The 16171-nt window shown below is 63.2% G+C and carries 13 protein-coding genes and 1 tRNA gene; 10 read left to right on the top strand and 4 right to left on the bottom strand.

All coding sequences use genetic code 11. From position 1 onward, the window contains the following. Positions 1 to 132: 132 nt before the first annotated feature. The 7 genes from V8352_RS02670 (at position 133) to V8352_RS02640 (ending at position 9416) form a co-directional block, all read left to right on the top strand. A complete protein-coding gene (locus tag V8352_RS02670; RefSeq protein ID WP_336422703.1) occupies positions 133 to 882 on the top strand; it encodes a TetR/AcrR family transcriptional regulator in 750 nt (249 codons plus the stop codon). Beyond that, a complete protein-coding gene (locus tag V8352_RS02665) occupies positions 879 to 2066 on the top strand; it encodes an efflux RND transporter periplasmic adaptor subunit (RefSeq protein ID WP_336422702.1) in 1188 nt (395 codons plus the stop codon). The genes V8352_RS02670 and V8352_RS02665 overlap by 4 nt, the downstream gene beginning before the upstream one ends. Beyond that, on the top strand, positions 2063 to 5194 hold the full coding sequence (locus tag V8352_RS02660) for an efflux RND transporter permease subunit (RefSeq protein WP_336422701.1): 3132 nt from the start codon (positions 2063 to 2065) through the stop codon (positions 5192 to 5194). The genes V8352_RS02665 and V8352_RS02660 overlap by 4 nt, the downstream gene beginning before the upstream one ends. Before the next feature lie 86 nt (positions 5195 to 5280). Next, complete coding sequence (locus tag V8352_RS02655; RefSeq protein ID WP_336422700.1) at positions 5281 to 6114, top strand: arsenate reductase/protein-tyrosine-phosphatase family protein; 834 nt, start codon at positions 5281 to 5283, stop codon at positions 6112 to 6114. Beyond that, a complete protein-coding gene (locus tag V8352_RS02650; protein ID WP_336422699.1) occupies positions 6111 to 7109 on the top strand; it encodes an ArsJ-associated glyceraldehyde-3-phosphate dehydrogenase in 999 nt (332 codons plus the stop codon). The genes V8352_RS02655 and V8352_RS02650 overlap by 4 nt, the downstream gene beginning before the upstream one ends. Continuing rightward, a complete protein-coding gene (gene arsJ, locus V8352_RS02645) occupies positions 7106 to 8374 on the top strand; it encodes an organoarsenical effux MFS transporter ArsJ (RefSeq protein ID WP_336422698.1) in 1269 nt (422 codons plus the stop codon). Before V8352_RS02650 ends, arsJ begins: the two co-directional genes overlap by 4 nt. A gap of 91 nt (positions 8375 to 8465) precedes the next feature. Continuing rightward, positions 8466 to 9416: a GNAT family N-acetyltransferase gene (locus V8352_RS02640; RefSeq protein WP_336422697.1), complete on the top strand. Its 951-nt coding sequence runs from the start codon at positions 8466 to 8468 to the stop codon at positions 9414 to 9416. A gap of 30 nt (positions 9417 to 9446) precedes the next feature. On the opposite strand, the gene V8352_RS02635 is transcribed toward V8352_RS02640, so the two are convergent. From V8352_RS02635 to V8352_RS02620, 4 genes are all read right to left on the bottom strand, one after another. Then, the gene (locus V8352_RS02635) at positions 9447 to 10394 is read right to left on the bottom strand and encodes a glycosyltransferase family 2 protein (RefSeq protein ID WP_336422696.1); all 948 of its coding nucleotides are present in this window, start codon (positions 10392 to 10394) and stop codon (positions 9447 to 9449) included. A 66-nt stretch (positions 10395 to 10460) separates the two neighbouring features. Then, positions 10461 to 11318, bottom strand: a complete 858-nt coding sequence (locus V8352_RS02630; protein WP_336422695.1) for a hypothetical protein — start codon at positions 11316 to 11318, stop codon at positions 10461 to 10463. A gap of 65 nt (positions 11319 to 11383) precedes the next feature. Beyond that, on the bottom strand, positions 11384 to 12064 hold the full coding sequence (locus tag V8352_RS02625; protein WP_336422694.1) for an acetyltransferase: 681 nt from the start codon (positions 12062 to 12064) through the stop codon (positions 11384 to 11386). 367 nt (positions 12065 to 12431) lie between these two features. Continuing rightward, positions 12432 to 12517, bottom strand: a tRNA-Leu gene (locus tag V8352_RS02620). Between the two features lie 150 nt (positions 12518 to 12667). Here V8352_RS02620 and V8352_RS02615 point away from each other — a divergent pair. The 3 genes from V8352_RS02615 to V8352_RS02605 all read left to right on the top strand — a co-directional run bounded on the left by V8352_RS02615 (position 12668) and on the right by V8352_RS02605 (position 16152). Further along, on the top strand, positions 12668 to 13663 hold the full coding sequence (locus V8352_RS02615) for a complex I NDUFA9 subunit family protein (RefSeq protein WP_336422693.1): 996 nt from the start codon (positions 12668 to 12670) through the stop codon (positions 13661 to 13663). 99 nt (positions 13664 to 13762) lie between these two features. Beyond that, a complete protein-coding gene (locus tag V8352_RS02610) occupies positions 13763 to 14566 on the top strand; it encodes an undecaprenyl-diphosphate phosphatase (RefSeq protein ID WP_336422692.1) in 804 nt (267 codons plus the stop codon). A gap of 152 nt (positions 14567 to 14718) precedes the next feature. Then, on the top strand, positions 14719 to 16152 hold the full coding sequence (locus V8352_RS02605; RefSeq protein ID WP_336422691.1) for an NAD(P)-dependent oxidoreductase: 1434 nt from the start codon (positions 14719 to 14721) through the stop codon (positions 16150 to 16152). Positions 16153 to 16171 lie beyond the last annotated feature (19 nt).

The raw sequence follows: 16171 nt of genomic DNA, 5'->3' as shown, positions 1-16171 counted from the left end.
CGTGTTGCCTGGGGGGCAGCGCGTTCACCGGCGGATAGCCGCTTTTTCTGCCCGCCCCAGCATCAGCGCTACTTGCCAACTCATGAGCTCACCGCTACATACCGACCGTCGGTTTGTAGTAAGGCGCAGCATATGCAAGAACTTGAACCCAACAGCGTCCCCGGCGCCAAGCGCGAGCGTCTGGCGCCCGAAGAGCGGCGCGCGCATATTCTCGACGTGGCGCAGGGCCAGTTCCTCGCGCGCGGCTGGGATGATGTGACCGTGGCCAGCGTTCTGGCCGAGGCGGGCATCTCCAAGGGCGGGTTCTACCATCACTTCAAGGCCAAGGATGATTTGCTCGACGGTGTGGTCGCGCGGTTTACCAAGGCCGGCCTGGCCTCTGCCGAGGCGGCGAGGGCCGCCACCAGTGGCGATGCCTTGATGCGCTTCAATGCCTTTCTGGCCGAATCGAGCCGTTGGAAGGCCGAGCAGGCCGCGCAGATGAAGTTTTTCCTCGATGCCATGCTGCACCCCGGCAATGATGTGCTTTTTCAGCGCATATCGGCGGCCTCGGCTGCGGCGGCCCGGCCCATTCTGCATCAGATGATCGCCGATGGCGCGCGTGAAGGCCGTTTTGATGTGCCGGACGCGGAACTTGTGACCGAGATGATCCTTGCCTTTTCAACCGGACGGCGCGCCGCGGTCCAAGGTGCGATGCGCGCCGCCGAGGCCGGGGATCTGGACGCAGGGGTCGCCTGTCTCGACAAACGCATGGTGGCCGAAGGTGCGCTGATCGACCGAATGCTGGGCCTTCCGGAGGGCAGTGTCACTCTGTCCAATCCGGCCGAATACCGCCTCATGCTGCGCGCCCTCACGCCCGCCCCCAGGAAAGCGACATCATGACCAAGACCCTACCCGAGACGCGCAAGACACTCACCTTCGAAAGCGACAAGGCATCGTCGCGATCCCGCTGGGTCGCGGGTGGCCTTGCCGTGGCGATCATCGGCTGGATGGGCAGCGGATACATCCTGCCTTCCGCAGATCCCGCGCAGACCAGCACGAAGCCGGCGGCGCCCAAGCCGGTGACCGTCGCCGTGCGCCGCTCGGTCGCCGAAAGTGTCGAGCAGGTGTTTGTAGCCGAGGGCCAGGCCTTGCCGGACCGCGATACGATGATCCGGGCTGAGACCTCGGGGCAGATTGCCGAGCTGTTGGTCGACAAGGGTGCTGTCCTCGAGGCCGGGCAGGTCATTGCCCGGTTCGACACCGACGCGCGCACATCCGATCTGGCTCGCGCGACCGAAGAGCTCAGCCGCGCCCGGCGCGAGTTCGACAATGCGACGTCGCTGGTCGAGCGGGGCGTTGCCACAGCCGACCGCGTTGCACAGGCCCGCGCCGATCTGGCCAGTGCAGAGGCGGGCGTCAGCGCCGCCGAGCAGGCGATCGAGAACACCGAAGTCCGCGCGCCCTTTGCCGGACGGCTGGAAACGCTCGAAATCGACACACGCGAATTCATCTCGACCGGGGCCGATATCGGTCGCATCGTCGACAACACGCCGCTGACGATCCGCATCCAGATCCCGCAGCAATCGCTGAGCGATATCAAGACGGGCCTGCCCGCCGACGTGTCCTTCATCACCGGCGCGGTGGCGACCGGGACAGTCACTTTCGTCGGCACAAGCGCCGACACCGAGACACGCACATTCCTGGCCGAGGTCGAAGTGCCGAATGAAGGCGGAGACGTCCCCGCAGGCATCAGCGCGCGCCTGCGTATCCCGACCGGCAGCGCGACGGCGCATTTCGTCTCACCCGCGATCCTGTCGCTGGACACTGGCGGCACCTTGGGGATCAAGACGGTGAATGACAGTGATGTGGTAGAGTTTCACGAGATCACGATCGTGCGCGCGCAGACCGATGGCATCTGGGTCGCGGGCCTGCCGGATGAGGCGCGCATTATCTCGATCGGTCAGGGCTTCGTCAATGATGGCGAGGCCGCCGATCCGCAGGAGGACGAACAGGGCGCAATGCCTGCGCCGGAGGCAGGCCAAATCACTGATACCATCGCCACGGATGCAGGGGCCACGGAATGAACCGCCTGATCGACGCCGCCTTCAGCCGCAGCCGCGTGGTCGTCATGGCACTGGTGATGATCCTCGCGGTCGGCTCTTACGCATATGTGTCGATCCCCAAGGAATCCTCGCCCGAGATCCCGATCCCGATCTTCTACATCTCGACCACACTCGACGGCATCTCGCCAGAGGATTCCGAGCGCTTGCTGATCGAGCCGTTCGAGGCCGAGCTGAGCGGGCTGACCGGCCTCAAGCAGATGACCGCGAATGCGGGCGAGGGCTATGCCAGCGTGCAGCTGGAATTCGAGCCGGGTTTTGACAGTGAGGCCGCGCTGGACAACGTGCGCGAGGGCGTCGACCGCGCGCGGCCCGAACTGCCCGAGGATGCGACCGACCCGGTGGTGAACGAGATCAACACCGCGCTCTTCCCGATCCTGACCGTCATTCTGTCGGGCCCCGTTCCCGAGCGCACGCTCAATTCCCTTTCGGATGATCTGTCGGACCGGATCGAGGCGCTGAGTGGCGTGCTGGAAGTGGATGTCGGCGGCGCGCGCGATGCGCTGCTCGAGGTGCTGATCGACCCCACAGTGTTCGAAACCTACAACATCAGCTTTGAAGAGCTGATCAGCCAGATCAATCGCAACAATCGCCTTATCGCCGCCGGCGCCATCGAGAATGCGGCTGGGCGCATCGTGCTCAAGGTGCCGGGCCTCATCGAGGATATCGAGGACGTGATGGCCCTCCCGGTCAAGGTGCGCGGCGATACTGTCGTGACCTTTGCCGATGTGGCCACGATCCGCCGCACCTTCGAGGATCCCACCGGCTTCGCCCGGATCGACGGACAGCCTGCGCTGGCGCTGGAGATCAAGAAGCGTGCGGGTGCCAACATCATCGAGACGGTCGCCGACGTGCGCGGCGTGATCGAAGAGGCGCAGGCCGACTGGCCCAGCAGCGTCGCCATCGACTACATGCAGGACGAAAGCGAGCAGGTCGAGACGATGCTGAGCGATCTGGAGGCCAATGTCATGGCCGCCGTGATCCTCGTGATGATCGTCATCGTCTGGGCGCTGGGCATCCGCTCGGCGCTGCTGGTCGGGCTTGCCATCCCCGGCGCGTTTCTGGCGGGTGTCACCGCGCTTCTGGTCATGGGCTACACGATGAACCTCGTCGTGCTCTTCTCTTTGATCCTCGTGGTCGGGATGCTGGTCGACGGCGCCATCGTCACGACCGAGATGGCCGATCGCCGCTTGCAGGAAGGGGACCCGCCCAAGGCCGCCTACGCCTATGCGGCCAAGCGCATGGCCTGGCCGATCATCGCCTCGACCGCGACGACGCTGTCGGTGTTCTTTCCGCTGCTGTTCTGGTCGGGCACGGTGGGTGAATTCATGAAATTCCTGCCCATCACGGTGATCCTGACGCTGACCGCCTCGCTCTTCATGGCGCTAGTCTTCATCCCGGTCGTGGGCGGCATCATCGGGCGCAAGACGCCCCAGTCGGCGGCGGACAAACACGCGCTTCACGCTGCCGAAAAGGGCGATCCGCGGGATTTGACTGGTTTCACCGGCGGCTACGTCAAGGTGCTGCAATTCGCGATCCTGCGGCCTTGGGCGACGCTCATCATGGCGATCAGCTTTCTCATGGCGGGCTTTGGCGCCTATGCGCAGTTCGGTAACGGCATCAGCTTCTTTCCCTCGGTCGAGCCGGATTTTGCGCAGGTGCAGGTGCGGGCCCGTGACAATTTCTCGATCTTTGAAAAGGACGCGCTTGTGCGCCGCGTCGAGGAACGCCTTTATGCCTATGACGAGATCCAGTCGATCTACGCCCGCTCGGGCGGCAGCAATCAGGACGCGGCCGACCTGATCGGCACGATCCAGATCGAATTCACCGAATGGGACACGCGCCGCACCGCCGACCTGATCGGCGAGGAGATCCGCGCCGACATGGCCACCATTCCCGGCATCGACGTGCAGGTGCAGACCGCCTCGAGCGGCCCCTCGGCGGGCAAGCCGATCAACCTGCGCGTCCGGGCGCGCGATCCCCAAGCGCAGGCAAGCGCCGTCGAGGACATTCGCGCCGCGATGGAGGATATCGGCGGCTTCACCGATGTCACCGACACGCGGCCCCTACCGGGGGTCGAGTGGCGCATCGCGGTCAATCGCTCCGAGGCGGCACGCTTTGGGGCCGATATCTCGACGTTGGGGCAGGCGGTGCAACTCCTGACGCGGGGCATCACCGTGGCCGACTACCGGCCCGGAGATGCGGATGGCACAGTGGACATCAACGTGCGCTTTCCCTCGGACGAGCGCACGCTGGAAGAGCTGCAATCGCTGCGCGTGCCGACCTCGGCGGGCCTCGTGCCCATCTCGAACTTCGTCACGTTCGAGCCAAGCCCCCGCAGCGGCACCATCACCCGCGTCGATCAGCGCCGCGTCATCACCATCGAGGCCAATGTCGCCCCCGGCATGCTGGTCAACGATCAGGTGGCGGCGCTGCAATCTGCCATTGACCGGCTCGATCTGCCCGATCGCGTCGAGGCTGCCTTTGCCGGTGAAGCCGAGGATCAGGCGGCGTCGATGAACTTCCTCGCGGGGGCCTTCGTCACGGCAATTTTCCTGATGTTCGTGATCCTCGTCATCCAGTTCAACAACTTCTACCAAGCCTTTGTGGTGATGAGTGCAATCGTCTTTTCCATCGCGGGCGTCCTCTTTGGCCTTATCGTCACGGGGCGGCCCTTTGGTGTCGTCATGGGCGGTATCGGGGTGATCGCGCTGGCCGGGATCGTGGTGAACAACAACATCGTGCTGATCGACACCTACAATGATCTGAAAAAGTCGGGCCTGTCGCCCCTTGAGGCGGCGCTGCGCACCGGCGCGCAGCGTTTGCGCCCGGTGGTCCTGACCTCGGTGACGACGGCGCTGGGCCTCATGCCCATGGTGATCGGGATCAACATCGACTTCTTTGGCCGCGAGATCGTCTATGGTGCCCCCTCCACTCAGTGGTGGACCGAGCTTAGCTCGGCCATCGCCGGGGGGCTGGTCATCGCCACGGTTCTCACGCTGGTCGTGACGCCCGCGATGCTGATGCTGGGCGAGAAACGGGCAAACCGTGCGCAGCCGGCAAGGGACCCAGCAGTGCCACAACAGGTCTGACGCGCGGCGGCCAGCACAGGCAACTTCGCCTCGGCGTCGCAAAAGTTTCACTTGTCAGCGTGCTAAATTTCCATAATCCATGAAATATGGAAAATGATCCCGCCACGCAACTCAGCACGCTTGGCCATCCCCAGCGGCTGGCCGTTTTCCGGCTGCTCATGCGCCGCTATCCGGGCCAGGTCCCGGCAGGTGATCTTGCGGCTGCGCTGGACATCAAGGCCAGCACGATGTCGACCTATCTGGCCGCCTTGCAGCGTGCCGGGCTGGTCGTGCAGACGCGGGCGGGCACATCCCTTCTCTACGCCGCCGACATGACGCGCGTGCGGCAGCTCTTTGAGTATCTGCTGCTGGATTGCTGCCGTGGGCGCCCCGATCTTTGCCTACCTCTCGCCATAGGAGACACCTCGATGTCTGATCGCAAATACAACGTGCTTTTCATCTGCACGGGCAATTCCGCCCGGTCCATCTTTGCCGAATCGATCCTGCGCGCCACCGCGCCAGACCGATTTGAGGCGTATTCTGCGGGCACGAACCGGCACTCCAGCCTCAATCCCTTTGCGCTCCGGGTGCTTGCCGACAAGGGCTACGACACCTCGCCGCTGCGGTCCAAGCATATCTCAGAGTTCACCAGCCCGGATGCGCCCAAATTCGACTTTGTCTTTACCGTCTGCGATCAGGCCGCCAACGAGGACTGCCCCGCTTGGGAGGGCCAGCCGATCAGCGGGCATTGGGGCATGCCCGACCCGGTCAAGGTGACCGGCACGGATGCCGAAAAGAGCCTCGCCTTTCAGCAGGCATTCGGCGCACTTCGCAGCCGGATTGCGGCTTTCACCGCGCTGCCCATGGCCAGCCTGGATCGTATCGCATTGCAATCGGCCGTGGACGAGATTGGCCGTGCGTCCACCAAGGAAACATCATGACAACATATGCAATCAATGGCCTCGGCCGCGTCGGCAAGCTTGCCCTGCGGCCGCTGCTGGAGCGCGGCGCGCACGTCGCCTGGATCAACGACGCGGTGGGTGACGCGCATATGAATGCCCATCTGCTGGAGTTCGACACCGTGCATGGCCGCTGGGATGCCGCGTTTTCCCATGACGCGGATAGCGTCACCATAGACGGCACGCGCATCCCCTTTGTCGGCACCAAGGATATTGCATCCTTGCCGCTGGAGGGCGTCGACGTGGTGATCGACTGCACCGGCGTTTACAAGACCGAGGCCAAGTTGCAGCCCTATTTCGATGCGGGCGTGAAAAAGGTGGTCGTTTCTGCCCCGGTCAAGGACGGCGGCGCCGCCAATATCGTCTATGGCGTCAACGATGGCATCTATGACGCGGGCACGCATCGCATCGTCACGGCAGCGTCCTGCACGACCAATTGCCTCGCGCCGGTGGTCAAGGTCGTGCACGAGGCGATCGGGATCAAGCATGGCTCGATCACCACGATCCATGACGTGACCAACACGCAGACCATCGTCGATCGACCCGCCAAGGATCTGCGCCGCGCCCGCTCGGCGCTCAACTCGATGATTCCGACGACGACAGGATCGGCCACCGCCATCACGCTGATCTACCCCGAGCTGAAGGGGCGCATCAATGGCCATGCCGTGCGTGTGCCTCTGCTGAACGCCTCGCTGACCGACTGCGTTTTCGAAATGGAGCGCGCCACGACCGCTGAGGAGGTCAACGCCCTCTTCAAGGCGGCGGCAGACGGCCCGCTTGCCGGTATTCTGGGGTATGAAGAGCGTCCTCTCGTCTCGGCGGATTACACCAACGACACCCGCTCGGGCATCGTTGATGCGCCCTCGACCATGGTCATCGGCGGCACGCAACTGAAAGTCTACGTCTGGTATGACAACGAGATGGGCTATGCCCACCGGCTGATTGACGTGGCGCTGATGGTTGGCGCCTCCCTATGACCCAACGGCCCGAGGGTCTGTCGGCCTACATCGCGGTGACGGCGGCCTATTGGGCCTTTATGCTGACCGATGGCGCGCTGCGGATGCTCGTGCTGCTGCATTTTCACAGTCTCGGCTTTTCCCCGGTGCAGCTGGCCTACCTCTTTATCCTTTACGAGGTGGCGGGGATGGCGACGAATCTTGCCGCAGGCTGGATTGCGGCGCGTTTCGGCCTGACTTCAACGCTTTATATGGGGCTGGGCCTGCAAGTGGCAGCGCTGCTTGCGCTGACGCAGCTCGATCCCGGCTGGGCCGTGGCGACATCGGTCGCCTTCGTTATGTGCGTGCAGGGCGCCAGCGGGGTGGCCAAGGATCTGGCCAAGATGTCGTCCAAATCCGCGGTCAAGCTGCTGGCCCCGCCCGAGGGCGGCGAGCTGTTTCGCTGGGTGGCGCTGTTGACGGGGTCCAAGAACGCAGTCAAGGGCGTGGGCTTTCTCCTCGGTGCGGCGCTCTTGGCAACCTTGGGATTTGTCTGGGCGATCGTGGCCATGGCCGCGGTGCTGGCGGTGGTGCTGGTCGCAGTGGCCACGCTGATGCCAGGCGGCCTGCCACGCGGCCGCAAGGGGCCGAAGTTTTCGGATGTCTTTTCGACATCGGCGAACGTCAACTGGCTCTCGGCGGCACGTGTGTTCCTCTTTGGCGCGCGCGATGTGTGGTTCGTCGTCGGCATCCCGATCTATTTCTACGCGGTCCTGTCGGATGGCACCGAGGCGGGCAACCGGGCCGCCTTCTTCATGATCGGCAGCTTCATGGCCGCGTGGATCATCCTCTACGGCGCGGTGCAAGCCAGTGCGCCCCGCCTGTTGCGCGCGGCCAGTCGCCCCGAAGCCGCGCTGATCGGGGCGGCGCGCAGCTGGGCCGGGGCGCTCTGCGTCGTGCCTGCTGCTTTGACCGCCGCTGTCCTTGTGGCGCCCGGTCCGCAGACATGGCTGACGGTCACGCTGGTGGTGGGGCTGCTGATCTTTGGCGCGCTTTTCGCAGTCAACTCGGCGCTTCATTCCTATCTCATCCTCAGCTTTACCAGATCCGAGCGGGTCACGATGGATGTCGGGTTCTACTACATGGCCAACGCCGCCGGGCGCCTGATCGGCACGCTCATGTCGGGGCTGACCTACCAGATCGGCGGCCTTGCGCTCGTCCTTGGCACCGCCACGCTCATGGTCGCGCTGTCCGCGCTCCTTTCGGGCCGGCTGACGCCCATGCCCCAAGGTGCGCCGGCAGGCTGACAGGCTAGGGCCCGAGGCCAAACGTTGATCGCATTCTGCCCTTGGGCGATATAAACGCAAGACGAGGTCCAGACAGACGAGGCGACAGAGCATGAGCAAATCCCTGACCATCCGGCGCTATGGCCCAGAGGATGCCGGGGCGTGGAACGCCTTTGTCGCCGCGTCGGGCAATGGCACTTTCCTGCATGACCGCCGATTCATGGACTATCATGCGGATCGGTTCGAGGATCATTCCCTGATCGTCGAGGCCGATGGCAGCATGGTCGCGCTTCTCCCGGCGAACCGTTCGGGCACTACATTGCAATCCCATGGCGGGCTGACCTACGGCGGCTTTGTCACCGGGCCCGGCATGTCAGCCGCGATGATGGTCGAGATCATGGAGATCCTGCGCGCCGCCCTCAGGGCAGAGGGTTTTGCGAAACTCCATTACAAGGCAATTCCCCATATATTCCACCAATATCCCGCCGAAGAGGACGTCTATGCCCTCATTCAGGCGGGCGCGCGCCTAGTGCGCTGCGATCTGTCGTCGGCCATTGCCATCGGAACCGCGCCCAAATTCTCCAAGTCCAAGCGGCAGGGCGTGACCCGCGCCCGCAAGGCCGGGCTGGAGGTGGCGCAAAGCGATGATTTCGCGGGGTTTTGGGCGGTCCTGACCGAACGGCTGGGCGCGGCCCATGACGCCGCCCCGACGCATAGCCTGGACGAGATCACACGCCTTGCCGCGCACTTCCCGCAGGGCATCCGCCTCTTTACCGCCTGCGGCGATGACCGAATCCACGGCGGCCTCGTCATCTTTGACTGCGGGGCAGCAGTCCATGTCCAATACATGGCCGCAACCGAGGAGGGGCGGCGCGATGGCGCGCTCGACCTGATCATCTCGCATTTGCTCGAAACGATTTTCACGGACCGAAAGTGGTTCAATTTCGGCATTTCGACCACGGACGGGGGCCGCACGCTCAACACCGGACTGACCCGGCAAAAAGAGATGTTCGGCGCGCGCAGCGTGCTGTTCAACCAGTATGAATGGGATCTTGCCGATTGAGAGGCGCAGCTTTTGCTTGGGGCAGTTAGCCTAGCGCTTGCGCATGTCGCGGATCATTTCCGATAGCAGCGCATGGGCCAGCCTCCCTGGTTGTGCCAGATACGGACGACACGCGGCGAGGCTGAACGCATAGTAGATCAGCCGCATTTGCAGAACCGCTGTCCGCTTTGCCAACATCACCCTTATGGGGTCGCTTTCGCCCAGCCCAAAGATCGCGGCATCCGCCTGCCGCTGTTCGAGGACCGCGATCTGGCTCTTCAACACTGCAATGCGTCTTTGCTGATTGGAAAGCTTGCTGACATGGCGCGACAGGTTGCTCGAGATGCCGACTCCCTCCTTGTAGGTGACCAGATCCTTTTCGATGTAATGGGTGCTGCCCTCCAGCGCGGCTCGAAAACCAAGGACAAGGTCTTCGAACGCATCCTTGCGGGGAAAGCCACCGTATTTGCGGTAAAGTTCCCTGTGCCAGGCGGCTGTCGCGCCAAGGTAGAGCTCAAATGACAGCGCAGTATCCTGAAGGGTGTGGGACCGGTAAAATAGGGCATTCTTGTATCCGTCACGCCCCGGCCTCCCATCGCTGGCGACCGTCCGGGCATCGGAAAAGATGAGTTTCGCAGACGTCTGGCGGTAGGCGTCGATGACGCACTGCGCGCGCGTCGGATCGTTTGTGTCGTCTCCTGCGGTCCAGATCATCAGATCCGACGCGGCAAGCTCGATTGCATACTCGATATGGCGGTTCGTGCCGAGGTTCACGTCGTTGCGCCGGGCGACGACGCGGTGAGGTCCGTCATACGCCTTGGCCAAAGCGTCGATGATGTCGAAGGTGCTGTCCGTCGAGGCATCGTCGGACAGAATGATCTCGATCGGCTCGCATGCCTGCGAGAGAACCGATTGAACAGCGCCGCGAATGGTGTCCTCCTGATTGTAGGACAGCAGAATGAAACTGGCTGCGACCCCGTCTTGCGTCTCGATTACCACAACACCCTCTCCTCATGCGCTCGCGGCATTCACACCGATGCGGCCGGTATGGGGCTTCGGCAGCCGTCACTCTTTCCAGCGCGCGGCGCCGACCCCGGTGCGCCCCATATCATTGCCGTTGTAAAAGAGGTAGCGCGTGCCATCCGGCGCAGTGAGATGCGCGGGATAGCAGGTCATCTCGCCATCCCAACTGCCGGGCGCGCCGCGCGGGATCTCGGTCTCGTCTGTCCGGGTGAAGCTGACGCCGTCGGGCGAGGTGAATCGAAAGGCGGCGTATTGCTTGGACAGAGTGTCGGACGTGGCGCGCAGCTCCCAAGTTCCGTCGGGCAGCTGGTTCGCGCGGGGGCGGCCAATCCGGTACTCATCCTCATTCGGCGTGATGATCCGGGTTGCCGAGGCATTCTCGAACCGCAGCCCATCCGCACTGGTCAGCGTCCAGCTGTCGTATTGCGGATACTTCCTTCCGCCCAGCTCCTGCCATCCGCGCCCCCGTGCGATCCACGCGCGATACCCACCCTCGGGCAGCGGCGCGATAGAATGAAGCGCACCGATGAAGCTGCCCTCCGGACAGCGATCCAGAATAGGGGTCGGCGCATATCTTTGAAACGTATCGCCGCGGTCGCGGCTGATCGCAACGCCGGTAAAGGCGAGAAACTTGGCCTTTTCGACCAGTTGAAAGCCAACGTAGTAAAGGCGCAACTCGTCCTGCGACACCTCCAGCACATCACCCAGGATCACGCCATTGTCGTCGAACATGCCCGGCGCGCCCAGATCCAGCACAGGCTGCGCTGACACCCCCTTGATGCGGGCCGGGTTCGAGGCATCGACATCGACCCAGCCGATGCGGCTGATCCCCAGATCATCCCGGACGCCGCCAAAGAGGCGGATCGTGTCACCGTTGCGCAGCCAGGGGGTGGGCGTCATGAAGGAGTGTCGCGCCCATCCCGTATCTGACTGCGGGCAATAAATCAGACCGATCTTGTGCCAGCTCATGCGGGCGGCTTCAGCTTGTAGTAGCGGTAGGACGACACGCGCGACGGCTCTGCCGGGTGGCCATTCAGGATCAAACCGTTATCCGGGAACGACTTGTTGATCACGGCTGCCATCCCGACGAGGCTATCGGCGCCAATCGTGACGCCGTCGGCAAAGGTGGCGTTCACACCCAGAAAGCTGCGCGGGCCGATCGTGCAGTAGCCGGATACCACGACATGAGATGACATGAAGGAAAAGTCGCCAATCCGGCTCTGGTGCCCGATATGGTTGCCGGACCACAGCACGCATCCATCCCCGATGTGCACCCCGTGCTGGACCACGTTGTTTTCAAAGATGAAGACGTTGTCACCAAGGGTTGCGGTGCGCCACACCATCGCGCGAGGGCTTATGAAATTGGCGAGTGTATATCCATGCTCGCGCGCCACGCCGACAAGCCGCTGGCGCACCCGGTTCAACTGCGTCGATGTGATTGCGACATGCGCCTCGGTCGTCGCAGGATCGAAGCGCGCCACCGCATCCTCCAGCGCCACGACGGGCAGCCCGAACTTCTCGTCCTCAGCCAGATGCGCGCGCTCGACGGCAAAGCCAACGACCGTGTAGGGGCTATCGACGGTAAAATACTCGTAAGCGATATCTGCGAATTCGCCCGCGCCGATTATCAATAGCTCTTGTGGCATCGATTGCCTTGCTCCTCTGAACGGAAACGCGGGGGGGGGGGGGGCGCAGACCGATTTTAATGGCACATTAATGCGTTCGAACGGCGAGAGGCAATGGCCGCAACAATGGCCCCCTGGCGTTTTCGATGGGGTTGCAGGCGGGGGCAAGCCCAGGCGCATGCCTTGCGGGATTGAGGGTCGCCTGCTGTCAGAGCATGAAAGCCGCAAGGCCGTCGCCCTCTGCGTGGTCGATTGTCCGTTTACAGGATACGTGCGCCAAGTTGCGAAGAATCGGAAACGTCTGCAACGCGAATGAGTGCTGAAAGCGAACGGGACGCGAAGTCAAATCCCGATAGCGAAATCATTATCATGTTTTTGGGAATTCAAGTGGTGCCCAGGAGAGGACTCGAACCTCCACACCGTTGCCAGTACTAGCACCTGAAGCTAGCGCGTCTACCATTCCGCCACCTGGGCAGGTCACGTGAGGGGCCGTTTAGACGGGGGGCGGGGGCGTGTCAACGGGCTTTTTGATGCGGGTCGCGATGCCGCCTTGCCCGCAAGGCGCAGCGCAGGTAGGACAGTAGGCGCAACAAAACACAGCAATGCGCGCCGGAGGCTGCTCTTATGTCGAAACTGGTCACAATCTTTGGCGGATCGGGCTTTGTCGGTCGGTATGTTGCGTACCGGATGGCGCAGGCCGGATGGCGCGTGCGCGTCGCGTGCCGCCGCCCTGAGGCGGCCGGTTTCGTGCGCACCTACGGCGTCGTTGGCCAGGTCGAGCCGGTGATCTGCAATATCCGCAATGATGAGAGCGTTCGCAGCGTCACGCGCGAGGCAGATGCTGTGGTCAACTGCGTCGGCACCTTCGACCGCAAGGGCAAGAACAACTTCGACGCCGTGCAGGACGACGGTGCGACACGTATTTCGCGGATTGCTGCCGAAGAGGGAGTCGCGCATCTGGTCCACCTTTCGGCGATCGGTGCGGATACGGATGGTGCCAGCCTTTATGCCAAGAGCAAGGGCCGCGGCGAAAAGGGCATTCTCGAGCACTTCCCGAACGCCGTTATCCTGCGCCCGTCGATTGTCTTTGGGCCCGAGGACCAGTTCTTTAACCGTTTTGCCGCGATGACCAAGATGGGCCCTGTGCTGCCCGTGGTCGGCGCCGATACGCGGTTTCAGCCGGTGTATGTGGGCGATGTCGCCGATGCGGCTGCCATGGCGGCGCAGGGCAAGGCGGCGCCCGGCATCTACGAACTGGGCGGGCCAGACGTGCATACCTTCCGCGAGCTGATGCAGATGATGCTCGATATCATTCGGCGCCGCCGCCTTATTATCAACATCCCCTTCCTGCCCGCCAGCGGGCTGGGCGCCGTGATGGAGGCGGGCCAGACGCTGACGCTGGGCCTTGCACCCGCGCAAATCACGCGCGATCAGGTCACGTCGTTGAAGTCTGACAACGTGGTGCCCGAGGGCGCCAAGGGTTTTGCCGAACTGGGACTCGAGCCGACGGCGCTGGAGGCGGTTCTGCCCGATTACCTTTGGCGCTTCCGGCCCTCGGGTCAGTATGCGGCGATGAAGGAGTCGGCCAAGGATGTGTCCGGCAAGCTGGACACGCACTAAAATAGAAGATCGGCCCAGCCGGCGCAGATCGGCGAGCCATGACCACACGAGGCTTCCGCCAGCGCGCGGGCATTTGAAACAGGCAAGAGCGGTGCAGTCATGTCGGACACCACGCTGGTCGCGGCCGCCCTCGGGCTGATCGAGGGCCTGACCGAGTTTATCCCCGTCTCGTCCACGGGGCACTTGCTGCTGATCGGGCACTTCATCGGATTTGATAACCCCGGACGCAGTTTCGAGGTGGTGATCCAGTTAGGTGCGGTGCTGGCCCTTCTGAGTGTCTATTTCACCCGGCTTGCGCAGGTTATCATCGACGCACCCCACAGCCCCGGCGCGCGGCGCTTTCTGGCGACGGTGATCGTCGCCTTTCTGCCCGCGCTGGTCGTGGGCGTTCTGGCACATGACTTCATCAAGATGGTTCTCTTCGAGACGCCCATTCTGGTTGCGGTCATGCTGATCCTGGGGGGCATTGTCCTTATCTTTGTCGACAGGTTCGCACCCGAGCCGCGCTATGACGATGCGGCGCATCTGCCGATATGGGTGACATTCCGCATCGGCCTGTTTCAGTGCCTTGCCATGATTCCGGGCACCAGCCGGTCCGGGGCCACGATTGTTGGCGCGCTGCTTATGGGGGTCAACAAGCGTGCGGCGGCGGAATTCTCGTTCTTTCTGTCGATGCCGACGATGACCGGGGCCGTCGCCTATGACCTCTACCAGAACCGCGCCGTGCTGGATCTGAGCGCCATGAGCGATATCGCCGTCGGCTTTGCCATGGCCTTTGTCAGCGGACTATTCGTGGTTAAATGGCTGCTCGGCTTTGTGTCGCGTAATGGATACGCGCTGTTCGGATGGTGGCGAATCATCGCCGGAACGATTGCATTGGGGCTCCTGCTCGCTGGGTTTTGACATAAAGGTCATAATTATTGACTTAAATTGAGATGAATAGCCTGCCGTATTTCGCCGCACCACCTTATTTCTCATATATAGGACAGTAGTGCTGTCTTTTATACCGTCGCCAGTCGGTCTATCCATCATGCTCTGCTTGGATAGGTGTTCTGATGGCTGACAATGCGATGCTGAAATTCACGACCGTGATGCGCGACATGCCCGAGAAGCGTCCGCCGGACCTTCGCGCACAGGACTTCCGCGAGATCTATGCCGAATACGCATCCGAAAAGGCGCGCGAGCAGTCCAGCCGGTGCAGCCAATGCGGCGTGCCGTACTGTCAGAGCCATTGCCCTCTGCACAACAATATCCCCGACTGGCTGCGCCTGATGGCCGAGGGGCGCTTGCAAGAGGCATATGAGATCAGTCAGGCCACCAATACCTTTCCCGAGATCTGTGGCCGCATCTGCCCGCAGGATCGCCTGTGCGAGGGCAATTGCGTGATCGAGAAATCGGGTCATGGCACCGTCACCATCGGTCAGGTCGAGAAATACATCACCGACACCGCGTGGGAAAAAGGCTGGGTCACGCCCGCCGCGCCCGCGCAGGAGCGCCCCGAGAGTGTCGGCATCATCGGCGCGGGCCCCGGCGGCCTCGCGGCGGCAGATGTATTGCGCCGCGCGGGCGTGCAGGTCACCGTCTATGATCGCTATGACCGTGGCGGCGGCCTGATGACCTACGGCATCCCCGGCTTCAAGCTGGAAAAGGATGTGGTCATGCGCCGCATGGAACAGCTTGAGGCGGGCGGCGTGACCTTCCGGCTCAATTGCAATGTGGGCGAGGACATTACCTTTGCCCAGATGCGGGCCGAGCATGACGCGCTGATCATCGCCACAGGTGTCTATAAATCGCGCGAGTTGCAGGGGCCGGGCGCGGGCGCCAAGGGCATCGTGCGCGCCATCGACTTCCTGACCACCAGCAACCGGCAATCCTTTGGCGATGCGGTGCCCGAATTCGATGACGGCACCCTGAATGCCAAGGGCAAGCGCGTCGTCGTCATCGGCGGCGGCGATACAGCGATGGATTGCGTGCGCACCGCCGTCCGGCAGGGCGCGACCTCGGTGAAATGCCTCTACCGCCGCGACCGCGCCAACATGCCGGGCAGCCAGCGCGAGGTTGCCAATGCCGAGGAAGAGGGTGTGGAGTTTGCATGGCTCAGCCTGCCCAAGGGCTTTTCCGGCGATCCCGTCACCTCTGTCCGCGTCCAGCAGATGCGCCTTGGCGCCCCCGATGCGACGGGCCGCCAAAGCCCCGAGGAAATCGACGGCGCGGTCCATGACGAGCCCGCCGATCTGGTCATCAAGGCGCTCGGCTTCGAGGCCGAAGAGCTGCCGGTGCTCTGGGATCAGCCAGAACTCGCCGTCACGCGCTGGGGCACGATCAAGGCCGAATTCACAACCGGGCGCACATCCCTGCCGGGCGTCTATGCCGTCGGCGATATCGTGCGCGGCGCATCGCTCGTCGTCTGGGCCATCCGCGATGGGCGCGACTGCGCCGATGCGATCCTCAGCGATCTGGCCGCACAGCAGGCTGTCGCCGCAGAATAACAGCCGGGCGCCACTGCTG

This window comes from Roseovarius sp. D0-M9 (assembly GCF_037083805.1).
Classification (GTDB): Bacteria; Pseudomonadota; Alphaproteobacteria; order Rhodobacterales; family Rhodobacteraceae; genus Roseovarius.
This window is presented reverse-complemented; position numbering and strand designations above follow the sequence as displayed.